General features: G+C 69.5%; 9 protein-coding genes. 8 read left to right on the forward strand and 1 reads right to left on the reverse strand.

Annotated features, from left to right (window positions below):
* The first annotated feature begins 95 nt into the window (after positions 1 to 95).
* Entirely contained in the window at positions 96 to 788 is a 693-nt protein-coding gene (locus tag JFN87_RS14220) for a demethylmenaquinone methyltransferase (RefSeq protein ID WP_209340400.1), read from the forward strand.
* A gap of 214 nt (positions 789 to 1002) precedes the next feature.
* On the opposite strand, the gene JFN87_RS14225 is transcribed toward JFN87_RS14220, so the two are convergent.
* The gene (locus tag JFN87_RS14225; RefSeq protein ID WP_245179633.1) at positions 1003 to 1500 is read right to left on the reverse strand and encodes a GNAT family N-acetyltransferase; all 498 of its coding nucleotides are present in this window, start codon (positions 1498 to 1500) and stop codon (positions 1003 to 1005) included.
* Between the two features lie 197 nt (positions 1501 to 1697).
* Between JFN87_RS14225 and JFN87_RS14230 the strand changes: the two genes are divergently transcribed.
* The 7 genes from JFN87_RS14230 (at position 1698) to JFN87_RS14260 (ending at position 16311) form a co-directional block, all read left to right on the forward strand.
* Positions 1698 to 2978 (forward strand): geranylgeranyl reductase family protein, encoded by a 1281-nt coding sequence (locus tag JFN87_RS14230; RefSeq protein ID WP_209340402.1) that lies wholly within the window; start codon positions 1698 to 1700, stop codon positions 2976 to 2978.
* Positions 2979 to 3023: 45 nt separating this feature from the next.
* Positions 3024 to 3842, forward strand: a complete 819-nt coding sequence (locus tag JFN87_RS14235) for an SAM-dependent methyltransferase (RefSeq protein ID WP_209340403.1) — start codon at positions 3024 to 3026, stop codon at positions 3840 to 3842.
* Positions 3843 to 3961: 119 nt separating this feature from the next.
* A complete protein-coding gene (locus JFN87_RS14240; protein ID WP_209340404.1) occupies positions 3962 to 4174 on the forward strand; it encodes a type II toxin-antitoxin system HicB family antitoxin in 213 nt (70 codons plus the stop codon).
* Positions 4171 to 4395, forward strand: a complete 225-nt coding sequence (locus tag JFN87_RS14245) for a type II toxin-antitoxin system HicA family toxin (RefSeq protein WP_209340405.1) — start codon at positions 4171 to 4173, stop codon at positions 4393 to 4395. The genes JFN87_RS14240 and JFN87_RS14245 overlap by 4 nt, the downstream gene beginning before the upstream one ends.
* Positions 4396 to 4441: 46 nt before the next feature.
* Positions 4442 to 5458: a phosphotransferase family protein gene (locus JFN87_RS14250; RefSeq protein WP_209340406.1), complete on the forward strand. Its 1017-nt coding sequence runs from the start codon at positions 4442 to 4444 to the stop codon at positions 5456 to 5458.
* A 257-nt stretch (positions 5459 to 5715) separates the two neighbouring features.
* Positions 5716 to 9345 (forward strand): LamG-like jellyroll fold domain-containing protein, encoded by a 3630-nt coding sequence (locus JFN87_RS14255; protein ID WP_209340407.1) that lies wholly within the window; start codon positions 5716 to 5718, stop codon positions 9343 to 9345.
* Between the two features lie 96 nt (positions 9346 to 9441).
* Entirely contained in the window at positions 9442 to 16311 is a 6870-nt protein-coding gene (locus JFN87_RS14260; protein ID WP_209340408.1) for a polymorphic toxin-type HINT domain-containing protein, read from the forward strand.
* The last annotated feature ends 131 nt before the right edge of the window (positions 16312 to 16442 follow it).

The following is a 16442-nucleotide window of genomic DNA, read 5'->3' on the forward strand; positions in this document are numbered from 1 at the left end:
GGCCGGGGGGCGCGCGGCCGGTGGGTGCGCGGCCGCTGGGCGCGGGGCCGCCGCGCGAGCGCGGGGCAGGACATGCCGCCTGCTTCAATGGGCGGATGACCCGTGCATCCCTGGACAAGAAGCCGCAGGAAGTCGCCACGATGTTCGACGACGTGGCGGCGAAGTACGACGTGACCAACGACGTGCTGTCGCTCGGCCAGACCCGCCTGTGGCGCAAGGAGGTCGCGAAGGCCGTCGACGCGCGCCCCGCGGAGCGCGTGCTCGACCTCGCGGCCGGCACGGCCACGTCCTCCCAGCCGTTCGCGCGGACCGGCGCGTACGTCGTGCCCTGCGACTTCTCCCTCGGCATGCTGCGCGAGGGCAAGCGGCGCTACGCCTGGATGCCGTTCACGGCGGGCGACGCCACGCGCCTGCCCTTCGCCGACGAGGTCTTCGACGCGGTGACGATCTCGTTCGGGCTGCGCAACGTCGAGGACTCGGAGCAGGCGCTGCGCGAGCTGCGCCGGGTCACGAAGCCGGGCGGGCGCATCGTGGTCTGCGAGTTCTCCGACCCGGTGTTCGGCCCGTTCCGCACGGTCTACCAGGAGTACCTGATGCGCGCGCTGCCGCCGGTGGCACGCGCCGTCTCGTCCAACCCGGACGCGTACGTCTACCTCGCCGAGTCGATCCGCGCCTGGCCCAACCAGCGGGGCCTCGCGGCTCGGATGAAGCGGTGCGGCTGGTCGCGGGTCGCGTGGCGGAACCTGACGGGCGGCGTGGTCGCACTGCACAGGGCGGTACGGGAGTAGCCCCGGCCGTGGGCTACGGGAGCAGCCCCCGCTGGGCAGGGCTCTCGCCGGAGCGCCACGCGGGGGTACGGCCGCGGGCGGCACGCGCCCGAACGCGGACGGCCGCGGGCGGCACCCGCCCGAACGCGGACGGCCGCGCGCCGCGACCCGCCCCGGCCGAGGGGGCCGAAGCCACGCAACCCGCTCGTGCCGGCGCGAGCCGGCCCCCGCAGGGCTAAAGCGCCAGCTCGTACTGGTGCCCCACGAGCTCCGTGCTCGGCACCGTCTTCGACGCGTACGTGAACGTCTTCGCCAGGCGCATGCCCAGCCGGCGCGTCACGGCGATCGACCGCTCGTTGCGCGCGTTCACCATCGCCACGACCTGCTCGACGCCCGCCGCGCGCACGCGCTCCAGCGTCGCCCGCGCGGCCGCCGTCGCGTAGCCGCGGCCCCAGTGGGCGCGCCCGAGGCGCCAGCCGATCTCGATCTCGCCGTACGGCCCGAACGACTCGTGCGGCCACGGCTGCGCGCCCGTGAAGCCGATCACCTCGCCCTCGGCGTCCACGAGCGTCCACAGGCAGAAGCCGCGCTCCGCGGCGTGGCGGCGCTGGCGGGCCGTGAGCTCCTCGTACACGGACAGCTCCTTCGGCCGTCCGCCGTGGAACTCCATGACGTCTGGGTGGGCGAAGACGCGGTGCCACGCGTAGGCGTCCTCGTCGGTCGGGACGCGCAGTCGCACCGGCGGATACGGCCGGGACGAATCGTGCCGCGGATCGTTCGGCGAATCATTCACGGAGGGTGCCCTTCGAGCCGGCTTGTCGGTACGCCCCCATAGACTGCCCATGTCCGTTGCCTTTCGATACTCCACCGCGAAACTTCCAGCCGCTGTATCGAGCCGGTATCCGCGCCGACCCTTCGGGAGCCCCCGCCGTGACCGAGCCCCTCTCCGAGAACACCGCCGACGTCATCGTCGTCGGGGCGGGCCCAGCCGGCTCGACCACGGCGTACTACCTGGCCAAGTCGGGCCTCGACGTACTGCTCCTGGAGAAGACGGCCTTCCCGCGCGAGAAGGTGTGCGGCGACGGCCTCACGCCCCGCGCGACCAAGCAGCTCGTCTCGATGGGCATCGACATCTCCGAGGAGGCCGGCTGGCTGCGCAACAAGGGCCTGCGGATCATCGGCGGCGGCATGCGCCTCGAGCTGGACTGGCCGGATCTCGCCGCCTACCCGGACTACGGCCTCGTCCGCAAGCGCGACGACTTCGACGAGCAGCTGGCCCGGCAGGCGCAGAAGGCCGGCGCGCGCATGTACGAGCTGTGCAACGTCGGCGAGCCGATCACGGACGGCACGGGCCGCATCACGGGCGTCCACGCGAAGCTGGGCGAGGAGAAGCGGCCGGTCACGTTCCACGCGCCGCTGGTGGTCGCCGCCGACGGCAACTCGACGCGCCTCTCGGTCGGCATGGGCCTGCACCGGCGCGACGACCGCCCGATGGGCGTCGCGGTCCGTACGTACTTCACCTCGCCGCGCCACGACGACGACTACCTGGAGTCGTGGCTGGAGCTGTGGGACAGGCGCGGCGCGCAGGAGCGCCTGCTGCCCGGCTACGGCTGGATCTTCGGCATGGGCGACGGCACGTCGAACGTGGGCCTCGGCATCCTCGACTCGTCGGCCGCGTTCAACGAGCTGAACTGGCGCGAGGTGCTCAAGGCCTGGTGCGCGTCGATGCCGGAGGACTGGGGCTACACGCCGGAGAACATGACCAAGCCGATCCGCGGCGCCGCGCTGCCCATGGCGTTCAACCGGCAGCCGCACTACACGCGCGGGCTCCTGCTGGTGGGCGACGCGGGCGGCATGATCAACCCGTTCAACGGCGAGGGCATCGCGTACGCGATGGAGTCGGGGCAGCTCGCGGCCGACGTGATCGTCCAGGCGCACGCGCGCGCCACGCCCGCGCTGCGCGAGCGGGCGCTGCAGCGCTACCCGCAGGTGCTCAAGGACACCTACGGCGGCTACTACACGCTGGGGCGCGCGTTCGTGAAGCTGATCGGCAACCCGACGATCATGAAGCTGGCGGCGCAGCGCGGACTGACGCACCCGCTGCTGATGAAGTTCACGCTGAAGCTCCTCGCCAACCTGACGGACCCGACGGGCGGCGACGCGATGGACAGGATCATCAACGGTTTGACGAAGGTCGCCCCGAGGGCGTAGCTGAAAGAAGCGGCTTTTCCACCTCTCACCATCACGGGAGCAGCGATGACGGACACGCCGGACGGCACGCCCAAGCGGCAGATCGACACCTCGCGGGCCAGTTCGGCGCGTCTGTACGACCTGTACGTGGGCGGCAAGGACCACTACGGCGTCGACAAGGACGCCGGCACGCGCCTGACGGAGGTCTTCGGCGCGCCGGGCGCGATCCAGCGCATCGGCACGGGCGCGCGGCTCTTCCACGACCGCGCGGTCCGGTACGCGGCGCGCGAGCTGGGCATGGACCAGTACCTGGACGTCGGCGTGGGCGTCCCGAAGAAGCCGAACACGCACGAGATCGCCCAGTCGGTCCACCCGGCGTCCCGCGTCGTGTACGTGGACAACGACCCGATCGTGCTGCGCCACGCGGAGGCGCTGCTGCAGAGCGGCCCCGAGGGCGCGACGGACTACGCGGAGGCCGACCTCCGCGAGCCCGACGAGGTACTCGCGATCGCCCGCAGGACGCTCGACCTGGACCGCCCGGTGGCGCTGCTGCTCTGCTCGGTCCTCCAGTTCGTACCCGAAGACGAAGAGGCGCGAGCGGCCGTCACGTCATACCTCTCGGCGCTGGCCCCGGGCAGCTGCGTGATCTTCAGCCACGTGACGGACGACTTCGCGCCGGAGGCCTGGCGCGAGACGGAACGCGTCTACGCCGAGCAGGGCATACCGGCGAACGTCCGCCCGCGAGCGGCGATCGAGTCCCTCGTCGCGGACCTCGACCTGGTCCCGCCTGGCCTGGTGGAGGTCCACACCTGGCACCCGGACGGCACGGACACGTCGTCGGACCACACGCACCTCTACGGCGCGGTGGGCCGCAAGCGCACCTGACGCCGCCCGCGCGCTCGCGGCGCGACGGCGGTCCCGCGACCCACGGGGACCCGCCGTCGCACCGGCCGGAACAGCCGCGAGGCCGCCGAGGCGCCCGGCAGACGTGCCAGAATTTGCCCATGACGCACGCACTGCATCTGACTGCCGCGATCACCCACGAAGGCGAGTGGTACGTGGCCCGCTGCCTGCAAGTCGAGGTCGCCAGCCAGGGCGAGACCATCGAGGAGGCGCTCTCCAACCTGCGCGAGGCGCTGGAGCTCTACTTCGAGGACGCCCCCGCCCCCGAGGTCACCGACGTGATCACCGCACCGCTTGAGGTCCGCGTCGCATGAGCCCCGCTGTTCCCCATGGCCTGTCCGGGCCTGACATCGCCAAAGCCCTGGAGCGCGCGGGCTTCGACCACATCTCGACGCGCGGCAGCCACGCCAAGTACCGCGACGGGGACCGCACCGTGATCGTGCCCCTGCACCGCTCCCTCGCGCCTGGCACTCTGCGCTCGCTCCTCCGCCAGGCCGACTGGACCGTGGACGACCTCACCCAACACCTGAAGTAGCCCGCTCGACCGGCCTGTCCGACAAGTGGGGGTGGGTGCGACGCACGTGAGGACGGACCGGCACGAGGGCGAGGCGGCCGTCGCCGCGATACTCGAAGCGGCGGGCGTCGCCGACCCGGCTGCCGCGCGCATCGCGCCGCTGAGCGGTGGGACGTACAACACGGTCGTACGCGTCTCATTGGCGGACGGCCGCGAGTGGGTCGTCAAGATCCCTCCGCCGGCGGGGGCACCGGGCATGAGCTACGAGCGTGGTCTGCTCCGCGGCGAAGCGACCTTCTACCGCGCCGCTTCGGCCGTCGGCGTGCCGGTGCCCGAGGTCGTGCACGCCGTGTTCGATCCCGCCCCGCCCGTGGTCCCGCACTTGGTCATGACCGCTCGCCCCGGGGTGCCGTGGCCCGAGCAGACCGCCTCGATGACCCACGACGAGGAACGCCGACTGCGACACGAGGTCGGGCGGGAAGTGGCCCGCCTCCACGACGTCACCGGGCCGGGCTTCGGCTACCCGGCGCAGCCGCTGGGGCCGCTGTCCGGGACCTGGCGCCAGGCGTTCACGGCGATGACCGACGCCGTCCTGGCGGACGCGGTCCGCTACCGGGCCTGGCTGCCGGAGACCCCGGACCGCATCGACGCGACCATGGGCGCGGCCTCGGACGTCCTGGACCACGTGGTGCGCCCGGCTTTGGTCCATTTCGACCTGTGGCAGGGCAACCTGCTGCTCGACGGTGAGCCCGGCTCCCTCGCGCTCGGCGGCATCATCGACGGCGAGCGCATGTTCTGGGGCGATCCCGCCGCGGACTTTGTCTCGCTCGCCCTGTTCGCCGACATCGAGCACGACACCGACTTCCTGGCCGGTTACGCCGCCGCCGGCGGCCAAGCGGACTTTGGCACCTCCCTCCGACTGCGCGTTGCCCTGTACCGCTGCTACCTGTACCTGATCATGCTGGTGGAGGCGGTACCCCGCGGGTACACGGCGGAACACGCCGCTTGGACGCGCGAGACCGTGGGCCCGGAGCTCGAAGCGGCCCTGCGGGATGTGGCGAGGCTGGCCGGCGCGTCGCGGTGACCCGGCACGCGTCCGACATCCGGTCACGTCATGTTCACACATGCGAAAAATGTGTCGAGAATATGGCGAGAACTTTCCGCTCTTGCCTGGTCCGTGACGGAAGACGAGGGTGAACTTGTCGTTCCGTTTGCATCGCCTTGCCACGCCTTACGCCATGATCGATGTCGCGATCGTGGACATGTAAACGAATGGTGTCTGCACGTACATAGGCCCGGGGGGGGGGGCACATGTTGGGCAGGAACAAGACGGGCAGACGCATGCCTGCTGGGCGGGCATGGCTGGTCGCCGCGGTGCTCGCGGTGCAACCGGCTCTCGGCGCGGGTGCCTGGGCCGCCGTAGCGCAGCCCTCGGCCGCGACCGCCCGCTCCGCCGCGGACAGCGCCGGCCAGGACCTGTCGCCGGAGGCCCAGGCCTCGGCAAAGGCGGCCGAGACCGGGGCGCCCGTGGACGTCCCTGCCGACACCACGCCCACCCAGACGGTGTCCGCCCAGCCGGACGGCACGTTCGTGCTCAACACCGCTGTGGTGCCGGAGCGTGCCAAGGTCGGGTCCGACTGGGTGCCCATCGACACGACACTGCAGTCCGCACCCGGCGGCACGATCAGCCCCAAGGCGGCGACCTCGAAGATCACCTTCTCCGGCGGTGGATCGTCCGCTCCGCTGGCGACGATCTCCCGCGATGGTGTCTCCTACAGCATCAAGTCGCCCTGGACGCTGCCCGCTCCGACGCTGTCCGGCGCGGACGCCACATACGCGTCGGTCCTCCCGGACGTGGACCTCGTGGTGACGGCGCTGCCTGACGGGTTCAGCGAGAACCTCGTGGTCAAGACGCGCCAGGCCGCACTCGACCCCGACCTCGCCACGGTGCGCTTCCCCGTGGAGACCAGCGGCGTGACCCTGACCTCGCAGACCGACGGTGGGGTGGCCCTGGTCGATGGCTCCGGCCGCCCGCAGTTCACCACGGGCACCGCGTTGATGTGGGACTCCACGCCCGCGTCCACCACCGATCCCGCTGCCACCCCGGATACCGCGAGCCGCAGTACCGCGTCCGGTGAAGCGGCCGCCGCACAAACCGCCGCTACGTCCGCCGACACGACCCCGGCGGATGCAGCGGACGGCCCCGGGCCGGGCGCCAAAACGGCCGTCATGGGGGTCTCCGCGACAGGCGACACGCTGTCCGTCTCGCCCGACCGGTCGTTCCTGAGCGATCCCACCACGACGTACCCGGTCGTCCTCGACCCGCAGACGACCAGTTCGTCGCTCGCGGGCTGGACGGCCCTGTGGTCGGGCCAGCCGTCGACGTCCTTCTGGAAGACCAAGCACACTCTCGGTTCCGGCTACGACTCGTGGGCCGACAGCAAGGTCGTCCGCTCCCTCTACCAGTTCGACACCCACAGCCTCAGCGGAAAGAAGATCCTTTCGGCCACATTCACCGCGTTGGAGGTATGGGCGGCGAACTGCACCAAGCAGCCTGTCGAGTTGTGGCACACCGGTGGCATTTCGTCCGCGTCCACGTGGAAGAGGCAGCCGTCCTGGATGTCGAGGATCGACACCGTCTCCGCGGCCAAGGGCTATTCATCCTCCTGCCCGGGCGGCAACGTCTCCTTCGACGCGACGAGTGCCGTCGCGTACGGAGCTGCCCGCTCCGGCGCCACGACCACGGTGGGTCTTCGGGCCAGCAGCGAGTCGAACGACCTCGAGTGGAAGCAGTTCGCCTCTCCGGCGACCAAGAAGCCGACGCTCTCCGTCACCTTCGTGTCCAAGCCGAGCACGCCCACCTCCCTCAAGCTCTCCTCCCCGAACCTCGCGTGCGGCAAGAGTTCGAGCGTGGCCGTCAACATCCGCACGCTCACACCGACACTGAGCGCGTCCCCCAAGTCGGCCGACGGCTCCCAGTCGAAGCTGCGCCCCAACTTCCAGCTCTACCGGTACGACCCGGACATCCCTGATCCGCTGGTCGCCTCCGGCAGCCCGTCCTCCTGGACGACGTCCGGCAAGGCCGGAACCTGGAAGACGCCGACGCTCCAGAACGGGCAGACCTACTGGTTCAAGGCCAGGACGGAGTACCAGTACTCGTTCGACGGCAAGAGTGCGTCGATGTACTCGGGTTGGACGACGATCGGTGCCTGTGCCTTCCACGTCGACACCAGCAGGCCCGCGCCACCCACCGTCACCTCGACCGCGTACCCGGAGTGCGCGACCGCCGACGACCCCGACTCCTGCTCGGCCTCCGGCGGCGTAGGGGCGCCCGCCACCTTCACGCTCGACGCGGGCGCTTCCGACGTGGTCAAGTACATCTACACGCTCAACCAGGGGCGGCAGGTCACGAAGTCGTTTTCGTCACCCACGTCGAGTCTCGCCCTGAACCTCGCGCCTGACGTGCGCGGACTCAACGCGCTGACCGTGCAGACGGCCGACGCGGCGGGCAACGTGTCCGCGAGCTACACGTACTTCTTCAAGGTCGGTGCCGGCGCGCCGCCGGTCGATGCGTGGGCCTTCGACGAGGGGAGTGGTGGTTCGGCGGCGGACAGTGCCGGCTCCCACCCGGCCACGCTTTCGGCGTCCGGAGCGTCGTGGTCGAAGCTCGCCAGGTCCGGCGGGGCCCTTGCCGTCGACGGCAGCAGCGGGTACGCCGCGGTCAGTGGCACCGGACTCGACACCACGAAGTCCTTCAGCATCTCCGGCTGGGCACGCCTCACCGACCTCTCCCACAACGCGGTGATCGCCGCGCAGGCCGGTGCGCACGGCTCGTCGTTCGCCCTGTACTACTCCACGGCGTACAAGGCGTGGATCTTCAACCGGTACACGTCCGACTCCACCACGCCGACCATTGTGCGATCCGTCTCCACGGCGACGCCGGCCATGGGCGTATGGACCCACCTGCTCGGCGTGTACGACGCGCAGGCCGAGACGATCCAGCTGTACGTGAACGGCGTTCCGCAGGGCGACCCGGTCTCCTTCACCACACCGTGGAAGGCCACGGGCGGGCTCCAGATCGGGCGCGGCCAGTACGGCGGGTCGTTCACCGACTACTTCACGGGCCAGATCGACGACGTCCGCTTGTGGAACCGCATCATGTCGTCGGACGAAGTCGCTGACCTCCAGGACATGACGGACGCCCAGGGCGACGCCCGTCCGACCCTGGCCGCCGACTGGGAACTCGGCGGAACCTCCGGCTCCACAGCGCAGGACACCTCGGGTTACGGCCACACGGCCACCCTCGGCAGCGGCGCCTCCTGGACGGACGACGTCGACGGCGGGATGGGCAACGCCCTCGCGCTCGACGGAACGTCGAACGGCTACGTGTCGTCGGCCGGACCCGTGGTCGACTCCCAGGGTGCCTTCACCATCGCCGCCTGGGCGAAGCTGGACTCGGCCTCACTGGCGGACACCTCGGTGGCCCACACCGTCACGATCGCCGGCCAGTCCGGAGGCAAACGCGACTCCTGGTCGCTGTGGTACAGCCAGCCCGCCGGATCGACGCAGGGAGCCTGGATGTTCGGCAGGACCACCGCCGACTCCACCACGGCGACCGTCGTGTCCGACCCGACCGGCATCGGCTCCGCGGAACTCGCGGACCCGACGGCGTGGACGCTGCTCACCGGCGTCTACGACGCGGCACACCAGAACCTGACGCTGTACGTGAACGGCGTTGCGCAGGGCACGGTCGGCGACAGTGCGTCCGACGAGGGCTCCGACGGGGGAGTCACGTTCGACAAGCCGTGGCAGGCGACCGGGACCTTCTCGATCGGGCGCGGCCGCACCGCATCAGGCGGTTACGGCGACTACGCGACCGGCCTCGTCCAGCGCGTGCGCGTCTGGACCGGTGTCATGTCGGGTCCGGACATCGCGCAGATGTACTACGACGAGTACCTCTTCCCGCTCTGACCCCTGTCAGCACCCACGGTTCCAGACGGCAGAAACCCCGCGGCGACGTCCGTGGCACATCGGTTCGCACCATCCCGAAGGATGCGGAGTTCACACATGCGTGGCGGCACACACGCGGGCCCGTTCAGAGCGCCCGCCTGGCGCGGACAGCGGTTCAGTCGCATACGGGGCTGGGTCGCCGTACTGGTGACGGGAGCGGCCACTGCCTCCCTGCTCGGCACGGCGCCTGCCGCCTGGGCGAACGAGCACCACGGCCACCGCACCGTGCAGGCGCAGCAGTCGAAGCCCGGGACCGCCGTCCCGTTCAAGGCGAGTACCGCCAAGCCGAAGAACCCGGCGAAGGCGGCAGCCGCACGGACGTCCGCCACCGTGAACAAGGCCGTGAAGTGGCCGAAGACAGCCGATGCCACACTCTCGGTGGCGCCGGCCGGGCACTCCGCCAAGGCCGCATCCGTCGGCGGCCTCCCGGTCAAGCTGTCCGCCGCATCGCCACACACGGCCGCCGCACCGGACTCCGTGTCCGTGAAGGTCGCCGGTCACACCGCGGCCCTTGACGCTGGAGCGGACGGCGCGCTGCTCACGGTGACGGGCGGGACGGCGGGCCACCACACCGGTTCGGCGCAACTCACGCTGGACTACTCAGGGTTCGCCGACGCCTTCGGCGGCGACTACGCCTCCAGGCTCTCGCTCGTCCGACTGCCGGCGTGTGCCCTCACCAGGCCGGGCACGCCGGGATGCCGTACCAAGACACCCGTCAAGACCCACAACGATATCCGGCACCACACCCTGACCGCCACGGTCGCGATCCCGCAGCACACCACCACAGGACTGTGGCAGAGCGCCGTCGAGACGTCCGCATCCCCGGCGACCGTGCGAACCGCCGCAGGCAACGGCTTCACCGTCCTCGCCGCGACAGCCGCCCCGACCTCGGGAGCAGGCTCCTACAAGGCGACATCCCTCTCTCCGTCCGCCTCATGGCAGGCAGGCGGTTCCAGCGGCGACTTCAACTGGTCGTATCCGCTGTCGGTGCCTCCCTCCGCCGGCGGCCCGGCCCCCACCCTCGCGATCAACTACGACTCGGGTAGCGTCGACGGACGCCTCCCGTCCACGAACAACCAGCCGTCCTGGGTGGGTGAGGGCTGGGACCTGCCGACCTCCTACATCGAGCGGTCGTACGACGCGTGCGACGACGACGGGCAGTCGAAGAAGCAGGACGAGTGCTGGGCCGGCGACAACGCGGTCCTCGTGCTCAACGGGCACTCGACCCGTCTCGTCAAGGACACCAAGACCGGCGACTGGCACCCCGAGGGCGACAACGGCGAGCGGATCGTACACTCCACCGGCGCGGTCAACGGGGACAACGACGGCGAGTACTGGACCGTCACCACGACCGACGGCACGCAGTACGTCTTCGGCAAGAACCGCCTGCCCGGCTGGAGCACCGGCAAGCCGGAGACCAACTCGGTGTGGCACGTGCCCGTCTTCGGCGACGACTCCGGTGAGCCCTGCCACGCCTCGACCTTCGCCGCGAGCTCCTGCGACCAGGCGTGGCGGTGGAACCTCGACTACGTCGTCGACCCGCACGGCAACGCCATGTCGTACTGGTACACGAAGGAGTTCAACCACTACGCCAAGGACGGCACCACCACCGCCGACGGCACCTCCTACGACCGCGGCGGCTACCTCTCCCGCATCGACTACGGCATCACGTCGTCCACGGTCTTCGGCACCGCGCCCGACCAAGTGGTGTTCACGACCGCGGAGCGCTGCCTGCCCACCAGCACCGAGAAGTGCGACTCGCTGACGTCGACCACCGCCAAGTACTGGCCGGACGTGCCCTACGACGAGCTCTGCGGCACGGGCAAGGTGTGCAAGAACGATCCCGCACCGACCTTCTTCTCCCGCAAGCGGCTCACGGCCGTCACCACCAAGGTCTGGGACGCCTCGGCGAGCCCGGCGGCCTACAAGGACGTCGACTCCTGGAAGCTCGACCAGTCCTTCCCCGACCCGGGCGACGGCACCTCGGCCGGGCTCTGGCTGAAATCGATCACGCGGACCGGCGAGGACGGCAAGGCCGTCGACATGAAGCCGGTCACCTTCACCGGCGTCCAGATGGCCAACCGTGTCGACACGACACACGACGACATCGCCGCACTCATCAAGTGGCGAGTCCGCACCATCACGTCGGAGACCGGCTCCGTCCTGACCGTCAACTACTCGGACCCGCAGTGCGTCGTCGGCTCGAACATGCCGAGCGCGCCCGACGCGGACACCAAGCTCTGCTATCCGACCTACTGGCAGCCTCCGTACACCGACGCACCACAACTCGACTACTTCCACAAGTACGTCGTCGAGCAGGTGAACGAGTCCGATCCGACGGGCGGGGCTCCGCTGAAGGAGACCGACTACACCTACAACGGCGCGCCCGCGTGGCACTACGACATCGACGACGTGACCTCGCCCGCCAAACGGATCACGTGGTCGCAGTGGCGCGGCTACGGCAGCGTCACGACGACGACCGGTGACGCGCAGTCCACCAGGACCAAGACCGTGGACACGTACTTCCGCGGCATGGACGGCGACAAGCAGGCGGACGGCAGCAAGCGCAGCGTCAAGATCACCGACTCGAAGGGTACCGCGGTCACCGACGCCAACCCGCTCGCCGGATCGGTCCGTGAGTCGATCACCTACAACGGCACGCACGAGGTGTCCGGGACGATCACCGACGAGTGGTACCACCAGACGGGCACGGACGGCACGCGCACGTCCGACTATGTGGCTCCGTCGGCCGTGTACAACCGGACGGACCTCTCGAGCGGCGGCACGCGGAACACAGCGGTCCACACCACGTACGACCCGGCCACGGGAGCGACGCTCCAGGTGGACGACAGTGGCGACACGGCCACCAGCGGCGACGAGCAGTGCACACGCAACACGCTGGTCAACAACGACAGTGCATGGCTCAGGGCCGTGCCGACGCGCGTGGAGATCGTCGACGTACCGTGCGGGACGACTCCGAAACGGCCAGACGACGTCATCTCCGACAACCGCACGCTCTACGACGGCCAGGCCTTCGGGGTCGCCCCCACCAAGGGCGACGAGACGTCCACCCAGCGGCTCGCCTCGTACAAGGACGGCTCCCCCGTCTACCAGACCGTCTCCACCTCGGCCTACGACAGCCAGGGCCGCGTGACCTCCGTGGCCGACGCCGACGGCAACACCACGAAGACGGCCTACACCCCCGCCACCGGTGGCCCGCTGACCAGCACCATCAGCTACGACGCGAAGAACTACCAGACGACGACCGACTACGACCCGGCGCGCGGGCTCGCCACGTCGGTCATCGACCCGAACAACAAGCGCACCGACTACGCCTACGACGGGCTCGGCCGGCTGACCAGCCTCTGGCAGCCCAACCGTTCGAAGGCGGCCGGCCAGACGGCCAGCCTCGTCTACGACTACGAGCTGTCCAACACCTCGGCCTCGTACGTGCGCACGGGCAAGCTCCGCAACGACGGCTCGACGTACGACTACTCGTACGCCATCTACGACGCGCTCCTGCGTCCCCGCCAGACCCAGACGGCCGCGCCGGGCGGCGGCAGGGTGATCAGCGAGACGAAGTACGACACGCGCGGCCTCGCCGTCGAGGCGGACGCCGACTACTCCGACGGCAGCGATCCGTCGGGCACCCTGGCGAACATCACCTCCGCGCAGCCGTCGCAGACCCTCACCACCTACGACGGAGACAGCAGGGCCACGGCGAAGGACTTCTACGCGGACGGCAGCAAGAAGTGGACGACCACGACCACCTACGGCGGTGACCGGACGACCGTCGTCCCGCCGAAGGGCGGCGTGGCCACCACCACCCTCGTGGACACCCTCGGACGCACCACCGAGACCCGGGACTACGACAACGGCACGTCGTCCGGTTCCTACACGGCGGTCGACTACCGCTACGACGCGAAGAGCCGCCTGGCTCAGATCACCGACGCGGACGGCAACAGCTGGCACTACGGCTACGACCTGCTCGGCCGCAAGACGTCCACGACCGACCCGGACGGCGGCACGAGCACGACGACGTACGACAACCTGGACCGGACGACGTCGACGACGGACAGCCGCGGCAAGACCCTCAGCTACACATACGACGCACTCGGCCGGAAGACCGCTGAGTACGACGGCACGGTCCAGGACGCCGATCACCAGCTGGCGAAGTGGACGTACGACACGATCGCCAAGGGTCAACCCTCGGCGTCCATCCGCTACGTCGGCGGTTCCGGCACCGGCGGCAAGGCCTACACCAGCCAGACCGTCCGCTACGACGCCCTCTACCACCCAACGTTCACCCGGGTCACGGTGCCGTCGGTCGCGGGCGAGGAGGCACTGGCGGGCACGTACAGCTTCGGCTCGGCCTACAACCTGGACGGGACGCAGTACTCGGCGACGGACCCGGCGGCCGGCGGCCTGCCGAGCGAGTCCGAGGTGTTCGGCTACAACGAACTCGGCATGCCGAAGTCCCTCAAGGGCACCAGCGGCTACGTCCTGAACACCGACTACACCAAGCCCGGCGACGTGTCCCAGTTGACGCTGGGTACATCGACCGCCGACAGCGCCAAGTGGGTGCAGATCAGCAACACCTACGAGGACGGCACCCGGCGTCTGGGCCGCCAACTGGTCACGGACGACACGGACTCCGCGCCGGTCCAGGACACGCACTACACCTACGACGACTCGGGCAACCCGACCACGGTGGACACCCGGGCCGACGGCGCGAACGACAGGCAGTGCTACCGCTACGACGGCCACGACCGCCTCATCCAGGCCTGGACCCCGACGAACGGATGCGCCGCCGACCCGTCCGAGGCGATGCTCGGCGGCCCGGCACCCTACTGGCAGAGCTACGGCTACGACCCGGTCGGCGACCGCACGACGCTGGTGGACCACGGCGCCACGTCGGGCACGTCCGACAAGACGACGACGTACACGTACCCAGTCCCGGGCACCGATCAGCCCCACACGCTGGACTCGTCCGTGACGACGCAGTCCGGCCGGCCGGACACGACGGCCTCCTACGCCTACGACAAGGCGGGCAACACCACGACCCGCACGGTGGGCGGCAAGACCCAGCGCCTGGAATGGGACGACGAGGGCAACCTCGCGAAGGTCACGAACGCCGACGGCACCTCCGTCTCCTACGTCTACGACGCGGACGGCAACCGCCTCCTGTCGCGCGACACATCCGGCACGACGCTCTACCTCGGCGACATGGAGATCCACCTCGCGCCGGGCGCCTCAACCGCCACGGGCACGCGCTACTACGCCTGGGCGGGCCAGACCGTCGCGGTCCGCACGAGTGACGGCAAGCTGGACTGGGTCCTCACCGACCGGCACGACACCGCATCCACGCAGATCGACAACACCACGCAGTCCGTCGTACGCCGCTACACCGACCCGTACGGCAACGCCAGGGGCCCCGGCGCCGACGGCAGCGGCACGGGCAACCCCGACTCGACCGACTGGCTAGGCGACAAGGGCTTCGTCGGCGGCATCCAGGACACCGGCACGGGCCTCACCCACCTCGGCGCCCGCGATTACGACACCACGACCGGGCGCTTCGTCAGCCTCGACCCGCTCCTGCAGACCAACATCTCGCAGACGATCAACGGCTACACCTACGCGGCCGACAACCCGGTCACGTCGTCGGACCCGACGGGCGAGGGCCTGGCCTGCGGCGGCCCGGGTATGCCGGGCTGCGGCTCCGGGGTCGTCACCCACGGCGACGGCAGCCTCTCCCACCACGGCAAGGCCACGGGCGGCGGCACGGCGTCGCACTACGCCGGCTACGAGGGAGGCGGCAGCTACCACCCGACGACCCACAAGAGCTGCTGGTGGTGCTCCGCCTGGAAGCATGTGTCCCACGCCGGGAAGGCGTTCGGTCACGGCGTCGCTCACATCGCCAAGTCGGCCTACCACGCGGTGACGAAGCACCCGGTGATGGCTTTGGCTGCCACTGGGACAGTACTCGGGGTCGCGGCGTGTTTCAGTATTCTGGCTGAGGTCTGCGGCGGCCCCATTCTCGTAGGCGCGGCCATCGAGGCCGGGGCGGGTGAGGGCGCCACCGTAGCGGCCGAGGGCACCGCCGCGGGCGTCGAGGAATCAGCAACCGCGGAGGGCGCCGGCGAGGCAGCCTCCGAAGCCGACGCCACCGCATCCGAGGGGTCCGCAGACGCCTCAACACGCGCGGGCGAGTCGAAGCCACCGCAGTGCAGTTTCGCACCCAACACCCCGGTTCTGATGGACCACGGCCGCACCAAGGCAATCTCCAAGATCAAGCCTGGTGACATGGTCGAGGCGGCAGACCCCAACACCGGCCACCACAAGGGAACACGTGAGGTCAAGGCGCGCTGGGTCAATCACGATCACGATCTGCTGGACGTCACCATCCGCCAGCCTTCAGGTAAGACGGCAATCCTCCACACTACCTCGAACCACCCCTTCTGGGATGCCACGACACACTCGTGGGTTCAAGCGGGCGACCTCACCCCTGGTGACGCCCTCATCACGAACATGTCGAAGCACGCCATTCTGCTCAGCGCCCGTCCCACATCCGGAGCAGCCGACCGGTACAACCTCACCGTCAACCAGCTCCACACGTACTATGTGCTGGCTGGGGCTACCCCGGTATTGGTGCATAATACGGGTTGTAGGCCAGAGTTCCGATCAAACACTGCACATATCTTCCGAGATGGCCATCCTGGGCACCTCAAGGTGGATACGCCGGAGAATCGCGCAATAATTCAGAGGGCAATCAAGCCGGAGAACCTCCGCTCGAAGATCGAGCTTCCGCATGACGGCGGTACGTTGGAAAAATACTTTGAGACTCTCCCTGACGGCACACAGGCGTGGGCCGAGGTCAGAAACGGAACCACAATTACAAACGGCGGGATGAACCCGACACCCCGTTAGGGAGGATCTTGTGGGTAGTTATTCACTGGATGAACGCGAGGCATTTGAGGCAATGTCAAGATTCATCTGGCAATTTGCAAATCGAGCGGGGGATGATCTGCTTACGCTATTGGGTGATATTTCCCTCGAGG

The organism is Streptomyces montanisoli (genome assembly GCF_017813245.1).
Classification (GTDB): Bacteria; Actinomycetota; Actinomycetes; order Streptomycetales; family Streptomycetaceae; genus Streptomyces; species Streptomyces montanisoli.

Bases quoted from the DNA above. Each gene is read 5' to 3' on its own strand.
- JFN87_RS14220 (WP_209340400.1), top strand. From the start codon at position 96: ATGACCCGTGCATCCCTGGACAAGAAGCCGCAGGAAGTCGCCACGATG.
- JFN87_RS14235 (WP_209340403.1), top strand. From the start codon at position 3,024: ATGACGGACACGCCGGACGGCACGCCCAAGCGGCAGATCGACACCTCG.
- JFN87_RS14240 (WP_209340404.1), top strand. From the start codon at position 3,962: ATGACGCACGCACTGCATCTGACTGCCGCGATCACCCACGAAGGCGAG.
- JFN87_RS14245 (WP_209340405.1), top strand. From the start codon at position 4,171: ATGAGCCCCGCTGTTCCCCATGGCCTGTCCGGGCCTGACATCGCCAAA.
- JFN87_RS14255 (WP_209340407.1), top strand. From the start codon at position 5,716: ATGCCTGCTGGGCGGGCATGGCTGGTCGCCGCGGTGCTCGCGGTGCAA.
- JFN87_RS14260 (WP_209340408.1), top strand. From the start codon at position 9,442: ATGCGTGGCGGCACACACGCGGGCCCGTTCAGAGCGCCCGCCTGGCGC.